This is a genomic window from Brevibacterium sp. UCMA 11752 (assembly GCF_021532235.1).
GTDB classification, from domain to species: domain Bacteria; phylum Actinomycetota; class Actinomycetes; order Actinomycetales; family Brevibacteriaceae; genus Brevibacterium; species Brevibacterium antiquum.
This window is the reverse complement of the sequence record NZ_JACBOS010000003.1, coordinates 308,832-323,117: the sequence shown is the minus strand read 5'-3', so window position 1 is coordinate 323,117 and position 14,286 is coordinate 308,832. Positions and strand designations below refer to the sequence as shown.

General features: G+C 63.5%; 11 protein-coding genes and 1 pseudogene. 4 read left to right on the top strand and 8 right to left on the bottom strand.

The window, feature by feature from the left end; translation table 11 throughout:
• Window positions 1–3: 3 nt before the first annotated feature.
• Both HU144_RS01485 and HU144_RS01480 read right to left on the bottom strand, forming a co-directional pair.
• A complete protein-coding gene (locus HU144_RS01485) occupies window positions 4–2,517 on the bottom strand; it encodes a GcvT family protein (protein ID WP_235349816.1) in 2,514 nt (837 codons plus the stop codon).
• Window positions 2,518–2,682: 165 nt separating this feature from the next.
• On the bottom strand, window positions 2,683–3,459 hold the full coding sequence (locus tag HU144_RS01480; RefSeq protein ID WP_235349815.1) for an IclR family transcriptional regulator: 777 nt from the start codon (window positions 3,457–3,459) through the stop codon (window positions 2,683–2,685).
• A gap of 121 nt (window positions 3,460–3,580) precedes the next feature.
• Here HU144_RS01480 and HU144_RS01475 point away from each other — a divergent pair, with 121 nt between their 5' ends.
• On the top strand, window positions 3,581–4,330 hold the full coding sequence (locus tag HU144_RS01475; RefSeq protein WP_235349814.1) for an IclR family transcriptional regulator: 750 nt from the start codon (window positions 3,581–3,583) through the stop codon (window positions 4,328–4,330).
• A gap of 106 nt (window positions 4,331–4,436) precedes the next feature.
• Here the strand turns inward: HU144_RS01475 and HU144_RS01470 are convergent, their stop codons facing one another.
• The 3 genes from HU144_RS01470 to HU144_RS01460 form a co-directional block, all read right to left on the bottom strand.
• Window positions 4,437–5,348: a sigma-70 family RNA polymerase sigma factor gene (locus HU144_RS01470; RefSeq protein ID WP_235349813.1), complete on the bottom strand. Its 912-nt coding sequence runs from the start codon at window positions 5,346–5,348 to the stop codon at window positions 4,437–4,439.
• A gap of 14 nt (window positions 5,349–5,362) precedes the next feature.
• Complete coding sequence (locus HU144_RS01465) at window positions 5,363–5,863, bottom strand: carboxymuconolactone decarboxylase family protein (RefSeq protein ID WP_235349812.1); 501 nt, start codon at window positions 5,861–5,863, stop codon at window positions 5,363–5,365.
• 145 nt (window positions 5,864–6,008) lie between these two features.
• Window positions 6,009–6,869 (bottom strand): methylenetetrahydrofolate reductase, encoded by an 861-nt coding sequence (locus HU144_RS01460; RefSeq protein WP_235349811.1) that lies wholly within the window; start codon window positions 6,867–6,869, stop codon window positions 6,009–6,011.
• A gap of 156 nt (window positions 6,870–7,025) precedes the next feature.
• Between HU144_RS01460 and HU144_RS01455 the strand changes: the two genes are divergently transcribed.
• A complete protein-coding gene (locus tag HU144_RS01455) occupies window positions 7,026–8,330 on the top strand; it encodes a glycine cleavage T C-terminal barrel domain-containing protein (RefSeq protein ID WP_235349810.1) in 1,305 nt (434 codons plus the stop codon).
• A gap of 342 nt (window positions 8,331–8,672) precedes the next feature.
• Here HU144_RS01455 and HU144_RS01450 read toward each other — a convergent pair whose 3' ends face one another.
• A complete protein-coding gene (locus HU144_RS01450) occupies window positions 8,673–10,127 on the bottom strand; it encodes an APC family permease (RefSeq protein ID WP_235349809.1) in 1,455 nt (484 codons plus the stop codon).
• A gap of 253 nt (window positions 10,128–10,380) precedes the next feature.
• Between HU144_RS01450 and HU144_RS01445 the strand changes: the two genes are divergently transcribed.
• Complete coding sequence (locus tag HU144_RS01445) at window positions 10,381–11,715, top strand: TrkH family potassium uptake protein (RefSeq protein ID WP_235349808.1); 1,335 nt, start codon at window positions 10,381–10,383, stop codon at window positions 11,713–11,715.
• A gap of 40 nt (window positions 11,716–11,755) precedes the next feature.
• Entirely contained in the window at window positions 11,756–12,490 is a 735-nt protein-coding gene (locus HU144_RS01440) for a potassium channel family protein (RefSeq protein ID WP_235349807.1), read from the top strand.
• A gap of 36 nt (window positions 12,491–12,526) precedes the next feature.
• On the opposite strand, the gene HU144_RS01435 is transcribed toward HU144_RS01440, so the two are convergent.
• A complete protein-coding gene (locus tag HU144_RS01435) occupies window positions 12,527–12,823 on the bottom strand; it encodes an antibiotic biosynthesis monooxygenase family protein (RefSeq protein WP_235349806.1) in 297 nt (98 codons plus the stop codon).
• A gap of 186 nt (window positions 12,824–13,009) precedes the next feature.
• Window positions 13,010–14,259 (bottom strand): annotated as a pseudogene (gene fmdA, locus HU144_RS01430) (formamidase).
• Window positions 14,260–14,286 lie beyond the last annotated feature (27 nt).

Genomic DNA, 14,286 nt, shown 5'->3' with positions numbered 1-14,286 from the left:
CGTCTACCTCCTGATGCTCTCGTTGCTGGGATCGAACAGAGGGGTGGCGTCGATCGAGGCTACCGTCACCGGGTAGGCCTCCTCCATGTAGACGACGGTGAGCTGGTTGCCCAGGACCGCCTCGGCGGGAGGAAGGAAGGCCATGAGCACATGTTTGCCGAGGCTCGGGGCTGACCCCGCCGAGGTGACGAAGGCGTGGTGCCCGTGCCCGTCGATGAGCGGCTGCCCGTCTTGTGATCGGATGGGTTCCCCACCGAGCATGTAGCGCTTCTCGCCGTTGGCGCTCCTGTGATCGTCGACCGTGAGCGAGCACAGGATCGCCTTCGGGTCCGCCTCGCGGTGGCGCAGGTGGGCGTCGCGGCCGACGAAGTTCTGCGACTTCACCTTCGGCCGGGCCATGCCGACCTCGATGACACTGCGCTCGGAGTCGAGTTCGGCACCGAAGGCGCGATAGCCCTTCTCGATGCGACCGGTCGTGCCGTAGACGCCGAGTCCCACCGGCACGAGGCCGTGTTCTGTCCCGGCCTCGGTGAGGACGTCCCAGAGTCTGAGTCCGGACTCCATGGGGATGTAGAGCTCCCAACCCAGATCGCCGACGTAGGAGATGCGGGAGGCCAGGACCTGCAGCGAACCGACTTCGATGGTCCGGGCTGTGCCGAACTTGAAGCCTTCGTGGGAGACGTCTGCGTTCGTGACCTGGGAGAGGATGTCGCGTGCTCGTGGTCCCCAGAGGCCGATCGTCGTCCACGAGGAGGTGAGCTCGGCGATCTGGGTACCCGTCTCCGGGAGCCGATCGGCGAACCATTTCACGTCGACCATGCCGTGGGCAGCGCCCGTGACGACCCGGAATCGGTCGTGGGCCAGTCGCATGATGGTCAGGTCCGAGCGGAACCCGCCGGTCTCGTCGAGGACCGGAGTGTAGACGACTCGACCGATGCTCACGTCCATCTGGGCCAGCACGATGGACTGGACGGCATCGAGGGCCGCAGGTCCGAATACGTCGAAGATGACGAAGCTTGAGAGGTCGACGAGTCCGGCGCGCTCGCGCAGTGCGAGGTGTTCGGCATTGATGATCGGTGACCACCAGCGGGAGTCCCATTCGGCGGTGCGGTCCATGACGCGCTCGCCGAATTCATCGAGCAGCGGCGCATTCGATTCGTACCACTGGGGGCGCTCCCAGCCGGCGACTTCGAAGAATACGGCGCCGAGTTCCTTCTCGCGTGCGTGCATGGGGGAGAGGCGGACATTGCGGTCGGAGTTCCACTGCTCGCCCGGGTGGACGATGCCGTAGGTCTTGATGAAGGCTTCCGAGGTGCGGGCGCGCACGTGTTCGCGCGTGCGTTGGTGCGGATGGAAACGGGCGATGTCGGCGCCCTGGACGTCGACCTCCGGACATCCGTTCGTCATCCACTCGGCCACGGCTCGTCCCACGCCCGGGCCTTCCTTGACCCACACCGCTGCCGCCGACCACAAGCCCTTGACCTCCGGTGATTCGCCGATGATGGGAGCGCCGTCGGGAGTCAGAGACAGAAGGCCGTTGATCGCGTAGCGGATCTCGACGTCCGGGTTGGACAGGACATCGGGCATGAGTTCGAGGGCCTGTTCGAGCTGCGGGTCGAAATCGTCGTCGGTGAAGGGCATCTCCGTGGGGGAGAGCTTCGCAGCCTCGATCGATGGGATCTCGTCGGGTTCGTGAAGAATCGCCCGGTGAGCGTAGGAGCCGATCTCCATGTCCGAGCCGTGCTGACGTTCGTAGCAGAAGGTGTCCATATCGCGCACGATCGGGAAGGAGATCTCACCCGTCTGCTCGGCCAGTTGCGGAACCGGGCCGACGCTGATCATCTGGTGCACCGCCGGAGTCAGCGGGATCGCGGCACCGGCCATGGCCGCGATGCGCGGACTCCAGACTCCGCAGGCGATGAGGATCTTATCCGTCTCGATCGGCCCCTTGGTCGTGTGGACGCGTGCGATCGCCCCGTTCTCGACGTCGATGCCGGTCACCTCGGTGTTCGGTGACACCGTGAGCGCGCCCTTGTCCTGGGCGGATTCGCGCATCATCGTGCCAGCCCCCACGGAGTCGACGACGCCGACCGTCGGTGTCCAGAAGGCTCCGACGATGACGGACGGGTCGAGGAAGGGGACCTTCTCAATGACCTCTTCGGGAGTGACCAGGTGGGATTCGATGCCCCAGGCCTTCGCCGAGGCCATCCGCCGTTGCAGCTCCTGCATGCGCTCCTGGGTGCGGGCGACTTCGAAGCCGCCGGACTGCGTGAAGACGCCGAGTTCCTTGTACTGGCGCACGCTGTCGAGGGTGAGGTCCGTGATCTCGCGGGAGTGGTCTACCGGGAAGATGAAGTTCGAGGCGTGACCGGTGGAGCCGCCCGGGTTGGGCAGCGGGCCCTTGTCGACCTGGACGATGTCTCTCCAGCCGAGTTCGGCCAGGTGGTGGACGAGGCTGTTGCCGACGATGCCTGCACCGACGACAACGACACTGGCCTGGGTGGGAATGGAAGCCATGGGAGGCTCCTCTCCGAAGGCATCTTCGCCTTCAACGGCACATGTTGCGTACTATGCAACGTGACGCACTATGTGAAACTGGGTGCTTCGATCGTCCTCCGCCCGCCGAGGCGTGTCAAGGGTTTGTTCGGCGAGCGTTCGTCAGCGCTGGAGACCGTGGAAGGCTCAGCGCTCGCGCCAGCCGAACCGTGACGAGATGTCGGCGGCCGCAGCCACCAGCAGGTCCTTGGCGACATCGACCTTTGTGTCGGTGAATCGGAAGCCCGGGCCCGAGGCCGAGATCGAGGCGATGACATCGCCGTGGGCGTTGCGGATGGGTGCAGACACGGCCGTGAGGCCGACCTCGAGCTCATCGATGACGATCGAGTGCCCGGCGGTGACCACCTCGGCGATCTCGGTGAGGAGGTGGGGGATCGAGGTCACTGTGTGCGGGGTGTAGGTCGGCAGCTTCGTTTCGAGCGCGGTGCGGATGCCGGCCTCGCTCAGGCCCGACAGGAGGACTTTGCCGTTCGAAGTGGCATGCAGGGGGATGCGTTGGCCGACCCAGTTGTGGCTCTGGACAGAGGCGTTGCCCGATACCTGGTCGAGGTAGAGGGCCGCGCCGTCGGAGAGGACGGCGACGTTGATCGTCTCACCGGTCTGTTCGGCTAAGAGCTTGGCGATGGGGCGGGCTTCCTGGACGATGTCGAGACGTGCGGTGGTGGCCCCGGCGAGACGGAGGATGCCAAGACCCAGGCGGTACTTGCCGCGATGCTGATCCTGTTCGACGAGGCCGCGGGCCTCGAGCGTGGAGACGATGCGCGAGGCAGTCGATTTGTGCACGCCGAGTTCGGCGGCGATGTCGGTGACGCCAGCGAGCCCGGTGCGGGCGATGACCTCGAGAATCGTGACCGCGCGGTCAACCGACTGCACGGAGCCGGAGTTCGTCTCGCTGTTGCTCATTTCGAAACTGTAGCTCACATGACACAACACGGACAGAGGCGAACCACGTGTGATGTAGGGTGAATGCCGCCGGAGTGCCGATGGTGCCGCGGCATATCTTTCCCCGACGGAGTTGAGCGCTATGACCAATGGGACCCAGTCGATCGATCGAGCGGCAGAGATATTGTCGCTGGTGGTGAAGTCGGATGACCCGATCTCCTACACCGAGGTGGTGGAGTCGACGGAGCTGGCTCGCTCGACGGTCTCACGCCTGCTCTCCGCCCTCGAGCGCAATGGGCTGGTCGAACGTGACGGCGAAGGGCTCTATCGCGGAGGCTCTCTGTTCGCGACCTACGCTTCGCGCTTCGATCGGGTCGAAACGCTGGTCACCGCGGCCGATCCCACCCTGCAGCGGCTGAGTGAGGAAACCGGGGAGACGGTCAACCTCGCCGTCCCGAGCTCCACGGGCGTGGTGCAGGTCGCGCAGGTCGATTCGACCTTCGTCCTCGGCGCCACCAACTGGGTCGACGTGGAGGTGCCGCCGCATTGCTCGGCGCTGGGCAAGATCATGTACGCCTTCGACATCATCCCCGTCCCCTCTGGCCGTCTGGAGCGGCGCACCCCGTACACACTGGGGTCCCGGAAAGACCTCATGGACAACCTCGCCGAGGTGCGCGAACGCGGGTATGCGATCGTGCACGAGGAATTCGAAGAGGGACTCGATGCCCTGGCCGCACCCGTGTACGGCGTTGACGGCAGGGTCGTCGCAGCCGTTGGCATCTCGGGTCCGACCATGCGCATCGCTGACCACCACGAGACCGTCGGCAAACTCCTCGTCGACGAGGCGGGTCTGCTCTCCCGCAGCCTCAAACGCAAGGTCACCCACCGGTAGGCACGTTCGCGACTCGTGTCGTCGATAGTCTCGCGGTGGTAGCTGCATCTCTCCCGCGTCTTGGTCGGCCTCACCCCGTTGAGGAATGAGAGGTTTTCCTGCTAGCTCAGATCCGACCCAGTTTGCCCGGATTGCTCACCAGACGCAGACCGCACACACGATCCGCGGCATCGACCTGCACTTCCAGGACATGGTCGTGATCGGCGCGAACCACAGCGACGACTACTCCGCCGTTGACGTCGACGATCCCTTTGAAGTCCAGACCGTTCGGGTCACCGGGTGTGATGACGGAGCTGAAGAACCGGGTGATCCGAACGGCGCCGAAGATCGGATTGAGCGCGGAGGAGACCTTTCCTCCTCCATCGGCCCAGAACACGGCATCCTCGGCCAGCAGCAGCGAAAGTGCGGTGGACAGATCTCCACTGTGGATGGCGTCGATGAGGCGGGTCAGCACCGTCCTGTCCGCTGCACGAGTCACCGGCTGGTCAACGTCGAGCCGGCGTGCCGCCCGTGAGACCATCTGCCGCACAGCAGCTGGTTTCTTCTCGAGAATCCGGGCGACCTCCTCGGCGCTCATATCGAAGGCCCGGTTCAGGACGAAGGCCGCTCGAGCCTCTGGGCTCAGCTGCTCGGCAAGGTGGAGAAGCGTCAGCGACAGCAGCTCCCGGTTCGCGACCGCGTCCTCAGGCAGCTGATCGGTCGCGACCGGCTCCGGCAGCCACGGACCCGGATAGTCCTCCTTGATGCTTGCGAGGTGCCGGGAGCGGTCGATCGCACGTCGGACACCCACCGTTGTCAGCCAGGCCGGCCAGGAAGCGATGGCCTCGTCGGTCTTGCGTTCGTGGACGACTGCGGCAATGCCGACTTCTGAGACCACATCTTCAGCATGGCCGGCATCGCCGAGGATGCGGTAGGCGATTCCGAACAGACGACCCTTCTCAGCGGCCCAGGCGCGGGTCGCCTCGGTGACGGTGTCTGTGTCTGTGTCCTCAGCGATGCCGAGCTCGATCTCGTCCACCTTCCCAATGTAGATCAGTTCGCCGATGATTCCGCGCCCGAGGCAACGGTCACCTCGGTGGGCGCTGCAGATTCCTCGCCGGTCGGCGGAGTGGTCTCGGTGGCGATCGCCAGGCGATTCCAGATGTTGATCGTGGAGATGGCAAGGAGCAGGTCGCCGAGCTGCTCGGCGTTGAAGTGCTTGGCCACCTCATCCCAGATATCGTCCGTCACGGTCTCCGGGCCGAGCTTCGTCACAGCATCTGTGAGGGCGAAGACGCTGCGCTCCCTCTCATCGAACAGGGCACCGGCGTGCTGCCAGGCCGAAACAGCGAAGAGCTTTCGGGACGGGACGCCGAGTCGCTCCAGGTCGGTGGAGTGCATGTCGACGCAGAAGCCGCAGCCGTTGACGATTGAGGCGCGGAGCTTGATGAGATCGTAGAGTTCGTCGCCGAGCGCGGTGCGGCAGTAGCTATCGAGCCGAGCCACATGGGCGTAGCCCTTCTTGCTGACCTGGTCGAGGCTGATACGAGCCATGAGTGTCCTTTCCTGACAGGAACGGCACGTTCCGGCGGGAACGCTGCGACAGACGTACTTCGCCTGTCACCAACGTCGTCGGATGGCGGGCTCGAAGTGTGACATGGTGACACGAATCTGTCGTCGGTCAGGCATGCCTGCAGCCTCAGGACGTGCTTGGGACCTCGTCGTTGTGACCGAGAGCCGCAAGCTGCCTGCGCCGCCAGATCTCCGTGTCCTTGATCTGATTGAAGGTATAGATGTGGAGACCGGCCACGCCCATGGTCGGGTTGTCCAGGGCGGGTGCGAGCTTGTCGAGGAACTTCCGGGGGTTGTAGCCGCCGGGTTTGGCCATCTTGGTGAACGTGACGGTGTTCTTGCGCAGGAACCGCGTCGATTCGCCGACCCCGATCTTCGATGCGACCCGGGCCAGCTTCGCCAATTCCACCTTGCCCGCGATGCCGAGGATGAGCGGCAGATCGATGCCGCGCGCTCGCACCCGGGCCAGCCAGGTGGCTATGGTTCCAGGGTCGAAGCACAGGTTCGACACGAGGTGGGTGGCGTAGTCGCGTTTGTCCCACATCGCTTGGACGGTGACATCGTCGGAGATGAGCGGATGGGTCTCCGGATAGGCGCTGACGCCGAGGTGCTGGATCGGTGCCGCCATGCTTGCGAGGTCGACGATGAGGTCGAGTGCTCCCGCATAGCCACCGGCAGGAGGGGTGGCGTCGCCGGCTGGGACGAAGATCCGATCGATGCCGGCCTGTGTCAGGCGCTCGACGATCTCCTCGAGTTCGGTTCTGCCTTGGACCATGCGTGCCGCGATGTGGGGCACCGCCTGGAATCCGAGCGCCTGCAGCTGCTCTGCCGTGGACAGAGTCGCCTCAAGAGTCAGGCCGGTCGAGGCGGTCACGGTGATCACGCGGCCGGGCACGACATATTCGTGGACACGGTCGACCACGCCCGCGGTGGGGAGGATTTCGTACCGCGCGGACTTCAGCAGTGAGGCCAGAACTTCCTGTGACATCCTCGGCTCCCTTGAGAGACTCCTGGGAAGTGGTCGACGGATGATGATTCTCTTCGGAAACCCTTGCGCCCGCCGATACTTCGATCCTACACTAATTGTACCCATAATATGGGAATCCAGTTCCATATTATAGAACTGTTTGAGGCAGGGAACATCATGGACAACAACGTTCCATCAGTGGACCAAAGCGACAGACAAGTCCCATTCAACCTACGCCAATCAGGCCCCACACCGGTCGAGATGCTCATCGACACCCGAGTGCGGAAGTCCCCGTACTGGGAGCTGTCCATGCAGCAGGGATGCTGGCGGGCCTCCATCTACAACCGGATGTACCACCCGCGCGGCTATGTGCCTCGCGAAGACGGCGGGATGATGGTCGAGTACCAGTCCCTCGTCAACGACGTGACCTTGTGGAACGTCGCCGTCGAACGTCAGATCCAGGTCAAGGGTCCCGACGCCGAGGCGTTCGTGAACTTCGTCATCACCCGTGACGCGACCAAGATTCCCGTCATGCGCGCTCGCTATGTGCTCCTGTGCAATGAGGCCGGAGGCATCCTCAACGACCCGATCCTGCTGCGGGTGGCGATCGACGAATTCTGGTTCAGCCTCTCCGACACCGATCTCATGCTCTGGCTGCAGGGTGTCAATGTCGGCAGCAGGTTCGACGTCACCATCCAGGAGATCGACGTTTCGCCTGTGCAGGTCCAAGGACCGAAGTCCGTCGATGTCATCGCCGACCTTGTCGGGGAGGAGGGACGTACCCTGCCCAGCTACGGACTCATGGAGGCCCAGGTCGGCGGGCACGACGTCATCATCTCCCAGACCGGGTTCACGGGGGAGAAGGGCTACGAGATCTACCTCAAGGACTCGACGAAGTATGCCGAGGACATGTGGAACGCGGTACTCGCAGCCGGTGTTCCCTACAATCTCAAGGTCGTTGCTCCCAGCCACCATCGCAGGATCGCCGCGGGGATCCTCTCATGGGGTCAGGACATGGACTTCGAGACGTATCCCTTCCAGGTCAACCTGAGCTACCAGGTGCCGCGGAAGAAGGAAGTCGACTACATCGGCAAGGCCAAGCTCGAGGAGGTGCGAGAGCAGGTCGAGGCCGGCACCCCGCCATTCAAGACCAAGCTGGTCGGACTCATGATCGGCGGCAGACCGATCACGGACTACGCACCCGACTTCTGGTTGGTCAGCGCGGCTGCCAGCGGATACCCCGTCGGCTATGTGACCTCTCCGTGGTACTCGCCGGAGCTCGAAGCCAATATCGCGATGGCCCACGTGCCGGTCGACGCGACGGCATTGGGTACGGAATATTGGGTCCATCTGCCCGAACCGTTCGCCGATACCCCCGGTATGCCGGTTCGCGCCGAGGTGGTGGAGATGCCGTTCCGTCCGAGCGTCAACCCCAATCAGCGTGAACGCCTGAAGATGAACGGACTCGATTCCGCAGTCTGATCTGCGGCGAGTGACTGGATAGCGGGAGGTCTCTGCCTCTGAGTTCCGCTCCCCTGAACCGAGCGCGGTCACTGTGCACTATGCCGGTGCCCGCGCTCGCTTGTGCCCGCAACTGGACATCTCGCTCACCATAGTTGGGCATCGTACTCACCACAGAGCCAAAGACTTCCCGCGCGGCTGCTGCCTTCTCGCGGTGCCGATGCAACCGCTGGTTTCACCTGCGGCACTGGTCGTGCCAATTCATACATCTGCGGCGGGGTGATTTGCGGCTTGCGGTGAGGTGGAGCCCACCAACACGCGTGCAACGAAGTGCGGCCGCTTCTCACTGCGGCCCTCTCCGAGTCACTTCTTGCGCAGCGACTTCACCTTCGCCAGAAGTTCCTCTTCGGCGTTGGGTCCTGCTTTGACGCCGGTGGGCAGGCGGAACATGAAGAAGATGCCGACGGCGAGCCAGAGTCCGAACATCGCCCACGACTGCCACGCCAGCTGCGCGGAGAACGGGGTGATGGGCAGGTAGAGGATGAAGAGCGCCAGGGTGAGCACGGCCGAGATGACGCCGATGACCATACCGCCGTTGCCTTGGCCCCCGATGCGCAGGGGACGGCCCATCGCAGGTTCGCGCTTGCGCAGAATGATGAATCCGACGCTGACGAGGAAGTAGGCGATGACGATTGCCGGTGAACCCGCGTCGACGATCCAGCCCAGGGCCGCTGAGCCGAGGAATGGAGCCAGGGCGGAGAGGATTCCGATGAAGATGATCGAGTTGACGGGGGTGCGGTACTTGGGGTGCAGCTTGCCGAACCAGGCAGGAATCATGCCGGCCACGGCCATGGCCCACATCAGGCGGGAGGACCCCATGAGGAATGCGTTCCACGAGGTGATGATGCCGGCGAGTCCACCGGCGATGACGAGCTTGCCCCAGAAGGCGGAATTGAACATCGTCGCCAACGCATCGGCCGTGACGAGGTCGTGGGTGGCCAGCTCGGAGGCCGGCATCGCCAGTGATGTCATCCAGATGATGATGACGTAGAACGCGATCGCCATGAAGACAGAGACGACGACGAGCTTGCCGATCTTGGCCGGCGGGAGCTTGATCTCCTCCGCCGACTGCGGGATGACGTCGAAGCCGACGAACAGGAAGGGCACAACGGCGACGACGGCGATGAAACCGGCACCGCCACCGGTGAAGAGCGGCTCGGCATTGGCAGCTTCGCCGCCGGTCAGGCCACCGGCCAGTAGGAGGAACGCGACGATGATGAGGAACGAGACGACGAATGTCTGCACCAGCGAGGCGAGTTTGACGCCCCGAATATTGATCCAGGCGATGATGATTGCGGTCACGGTGCCGACAAGCGCCCAGGTCAGATACACATCGGAATCGGCGATGGTCCACAGCTTGATGTGTTCGAGATTCGGAAACAGATACAGGGCGGTCTTCGGCACTGCGACTGCTTCGAACATGACAACGCTGATGTAGCCGCCGGTGATCGCCCAGGAGCCGAACAGCGAGACGCGCGGTCCCATCGCCCGGATGAGATAGTTGTGCTCACCTCCCGCGTGCGGCATGGCAGCGACCATCTCGGAATAGACCGTACCGACGAAGCACATGATGATGCCGCCGACGACGAATGCGAGAATCGCACCCATTGTGCCGGCACCGCTGAGCCATTCTCCGGTGAGGACGACCCAGCCGAAGCCGATCATCGCCCCGAATCCGATGAAAAGTGCATCGACCGTGCCAAGCGCCTTGACGAAACCGTGGCCCCGGTCTCCGACCGCTGTCTGCTGTTGCGACATCGCATCCCTCTTTTCACCCGACTGTGCTGTTGTGCACAGTAGCAGGATTCTGAGAGTTTCCGGCCGGTAATGTCAACGCCATCTCCGAAAGGGACACGGGTGCGATCACTCAGCAAATGAGTGCTGTCAGCCAGAGCCTATGGGTCGCGGAGCGGGCAACCCGGTGGCTGTTGTGCTGGCGGCTGCAAGGACCCGACCTGTGAGTTCGCCGTGTCTCGAGTTCGGCGGGTGACATGGTGCTAGATTTCTCGCTGTGCACAGCACTCATCGTGATGCCATCGCCCGTGTGGTGATCGGATACCTCACAGCTCTCGTCATCGGTACGGGACTGCTGATGATGCCTGCCGCTACGGTGGCACCGGGCGGTATCTCGCTGCTGTCCGGACTCTTCACCGCCACCTCGGCGCTGAGCGTGACCGGATTGGCGGTTCTCGACACCGGAGGAGATTTCACCTTCTTCGGGCAGGCGGTGATCCTCGCCCTCATCCAGATCGGAGGCTTCGGTGTCCTGCTCTTCACCGCTCTCTTGGCGATCGTGGTGGCGGGCAAGACGGGTCTGAGACTTCGCCAGTCCGTGGCCACGGAGACCAAGAGCTCTGCGATCGGAGGAATCGCACCCATGGTGCGGCGCATCGTCGTCCTTGCCGTGGGAGCAGAGTTCGTCGTCGCTGTGGCGCTCTTCCTGCGTCTGCGCCTCTTCTACGACGAGCCGCTGGGCGAAGCGGTATGGAGCGCGGTCTTCCACGCGGTCTCAGCCTTCAACAACGCAGGCTTCGGTCTGCACAGCACCAGCCTCATGAACTTCGTGGCGGACCCATTCATCTGCGGCCCGATCAGCTGCGCCGTCATCCTCGGCGGTCTCGGGTATCCGGTGGTCATCGAATTGGCGAGACGTTACCGGTCACCGTTGACCTGGAGTCTGACCACCCGAGCCGTCGTCGTCATGACACCGGTGCTGCTCGTGGGCGGAACGATCTACATCGCGGTGATCGAATGGAACAACCCGAACACGATGGGAACTCTCGACGTGTGGGGAAAGATCCAGGCGTCGGCGTTCCAGTCCACGGTGACCCGTACGGCCGGGTTCAACTCGGTCGACATCTCGCAGATGCATCCTGCGACCTGGCTGGGAATGGACATTCTGATGTTCATCGGAGGAGGCCCTGCCGGTACCGCCGGTGGTGTGAAGATCACGACGTTCCTCGTGCTCGGGGCCATGACCTGGACAGAGATCACCGGTGGGCGGGCGGTGAATCTGCTCGGCCGGCGAGTGGCCCGGTCCGTGCACCGGCAGGCGACGACGGTCATCGTGTTGTCCTTGAGCCTCATCATTGCGGCAACCATGGTCATCATGCTCGATGCTCCGTCGCTCGGCTTCGATCGGATCCTCTTCGAAGTCATCTCGGGCTTCGGCACCGTCGGGCTGTCGACGGGGATCACAGTAGATCTGCCGGGACTCAGCCAAGTGGTCATCATCATCACGATGGCCCTGGGGCGACTCGGCCCGGTGACAGTCGCCTCGGTGCTGGCCCTGCGGGCGCGCCCACAGCGATTCGAACTGCCGAAGGAAAGGCCGCTGATCGGCTGATGGATGACAGTACCGTTGACAGTTCAGAGAGGACGTCGAAATGAATGAGAAATCGTGGTTGGCTCGGCCTGCTGTGTTCTTCGCCGGCAATCCGAAACCTGCCGCCCGGCATGGAGCGGTGGCCGTGATCGGTCTGGGCCGGTTCGGCGGCTCCCTGGCGAGGGAACTGGTCAAGCACGGAGTCGAGGTCATCGGCATCGACATCTCCGAGGAGGTCGTGTCGGACCACGCCGAGGTGCTGACCTACGTCTCCCGCGGTGATGCCACCGATGAGACGGTTCTGCGTCAGGTCGGCATCGAGGAGGTCGACCGTGTCGTCATCGCAGTGGGCAGCGACCTCGAAGCGAGCATCCTCATCACCTCACGCATCCTCAAATTGGGCAATCGGCACATCTGGGCCAAGGCCATCACCGACCCCCACGCCGAGATCCTGCATCAGCTGGGGGTCAAGAACGTCGTCAGTCCGGAGAACGACATGGGTCGGCGCCTGGCGCACCTCATCAAGGGACACATCTCGGACTTCCTGCCCATCGATGAGGATTTCGTCCTCGCCAGGACCACACCGCCGGTGCGAGTCGCCGACGTGCCGCTGGGGTCGCTGGGACTGCGTACGGAATACGGCGTCACGATCGTCGCCTTCAAACGCGATGGAGGCGGTTCCTGGGACATCGCCGATCGCGACGTCACGCTCTATGCCAACGATGAGATCCTCATCGCCGGCACACCGCGGAACGTGGAGACCTTCAGCGAACTCGACAAGGACAACGACAGCTAGCAAGCGATCCGCTGCCGCCTGCCCACGGCAGGCAGATCAGTCGCCGAGGTCGACGACCTCGAACTCGAGGAGGTTGGCCTGCTCAGAGACGGGCTCCTTGGCGTTGGACTCGTGTGAGGGCTTGCGGGCTGAGCGCCAATTCTCGAAGTCCTCACGTGTGGCCCACTGCGTGTAGACGAAGTACTGGTCGCCGCCGGAGACCGGACGCAGCAGCTGGAAGCCTTCGAAACCGGGTGAGCCGTCGACGGAGTGCTTGCGTGCCGCGAAGCGCTTCTCGAGTTCACCGCGTGCCGCCTCGGGGACGGTGAGGGTATTGATGGCGACGACGGACATGCTGGCTCCTAAAGCTGGGGAACAACTATCTGCAGAACAACGGTTCACAGACCGACGGTGATACCGTTCGTGTCTGCTTCGAGGCTACGACCGAAATCTGGACTCGAGCTGAATTGTCCACATGAGACCGCGCCCCGTCTCAGCATCATGAGATGACAGAGGACACCTGAACCCCAGACGCAGTGCTCAGAACGCCGAGTGGGGTGCCCCGATGCCCGGATCGATCTGCGTGGGCCCGTTGGAGCTGGGTGAGATGTCGACATCGAACATCGCGGTCGGCAGGTACACGGTGGCACACGCATTGGGAATGTCGACGACTCCGGAGAACCTGCCTTCGATCGGTGCCGCGCCGAGCAGCAGATAGGCCTGCTCCGGGCTGTAGCCGAACTTGGACAGGTAGTCGATGGCGTGCAGGCACGCCCGCTGGTAAGCCAGATGGGAGTCGAGGTAGCGCTGCTCACCGTCGAGCGTCACCGAGGTTCCGGAGAATGCCAGCCACTCGGAGTACTGCGGGGCGGTATTGCCTGGTTGGAAGATGGCGTTCTCGCTCACCCCGTAGGTGTCCATTCCACCCTTGATGAGGTCGACGCTGATGTCGACGAAGTCGCCCATCTCGATGCCGCCGCAGAAGGTGATCTCACCATCGCCCTGGCTGAAGTGGAGATCGCCGACGGAGAAGTTCGCGCCGTCGACGAACACCGGGTAGAAGACTCGTGTGCCCTTTGTGAGGTTCTTGATGTCCTGGTTGCCGCCGTTCTCCCGCGGGGGAGCCGTGCGCGCACCTTCGGACGCCACCCGGTCGAACTCCGAATCGCTCAGCGAGCCGAGGATCGCACCCTGCGGTTCCGGTGGCAGCGCCAGGGGCGGTTCACGATCCGGGTCCGTGGCGATGAGGGCTGCCTCGCGGGTGTTCCACTTGCCCAGCAGGTCCTTGCTCGGGGCGGTGCCCATGAGGCCCGGATGGACGATTCCGGTGAAGGACACACCTGGGACGTGGCGCGATGTCGCCGTCCCGCCGGAGAAGTCCCAGACTGCTTTGTAGGCGTCGGGGAACTGGTCGACGAGGAACGAGCCGCCGTTCTTCTTCGCGAAGATTCCGGTGTAGCCCCAGCCTTGCCCGGCCAGCGGTCCATCCTCCTGTGGGATCGGCCCGACGTCGAGGATGTCGACGATGAGCAGGTCACCTGGCTTCGCACCTTCAATGGCTACAGGTCCGGACAGGGCGTGGACGATGTCCATCGGTGCGTCGCGGATGTCATCGGCACTGTCATCGTTCTTGATGGCCCCGTCGAACCATTCGCGGCAGTCCAATCGGAAGGATTCTCCCGGTTCACATGCACGGCTGCGGGAATGTCCGGGTGCCAGCGGTTGTGACCGGTGACTTCCTGGGCGGTGAATGGCTGAGTCGAATCGAGTGGAAATACATTGTCCGGCATTGTTCTTTCCCTTTCTCTGTGCTCCGC

Coding starts and splice junctions, on each gene's coding strand:
- HU144_RS01485 (WP_235349816.1), bottom strand. CDS start 2,517: ATGGCTTCCATTCCCACCCAGGCCAGTGTCGTTGTCGTCGGTGCAGGC.
- HU144_RS01480 (WP_235349815.1), bottom strand. CDS start 3,459: ATGAGCAACAGCGAGACGAACTCCGGCTCCGTGCAGTCGGTTGACCGC.
- HU144_RS01475 (WP_235349814.1), top strand. CDS start 3,581: ATGACCAATGGGACCCAGTCGATCGATCGAGCGGCAGAGATATTGTCG.
- HU144_RS01465 (WP_235349812.1), bottom strand. CDS start 5,863: ATGGCTCGTATCAGCCTCGACCAGGTCAGCAAGAAGGGCTACGCCCAT.
- HU144_RS01460 (WP_235349811.1), bottom strand. CDS start 6,869: ATGTCACAGGAAGTTCTGGCCTCACTGCTGAAGTCCGCGCGGTACGAA.
- HU144_RS01455 (WP_235349810.1), top strand. CDS start 7,026: ATGGACAACAACGTTCCATCAGTGGACCAAAGCGACAGACAAGTCCCA.
- HU144_RS01450 (WP_235349809.1), bottom strand. CDS start 10,127: ATGTCGCAACAGCAGACAGCGGTCGGAGACCGGGGCCACGGTTTCGTC.
- HU144_RS01440 (WP_235349807.1), top strand. CDS start 11,756: ATGAATGAGAAATCGTGGTTGGCTCGGCCTGCTGTGTTCTTCGCCGGC.
- HU144_RS01435 (WP_235349806.1), bottom strand. CDS start 12,823: ATGTCCGTCGTCGCCATCAATACCCTCACCGTCCCCGAGGCGGCACGC.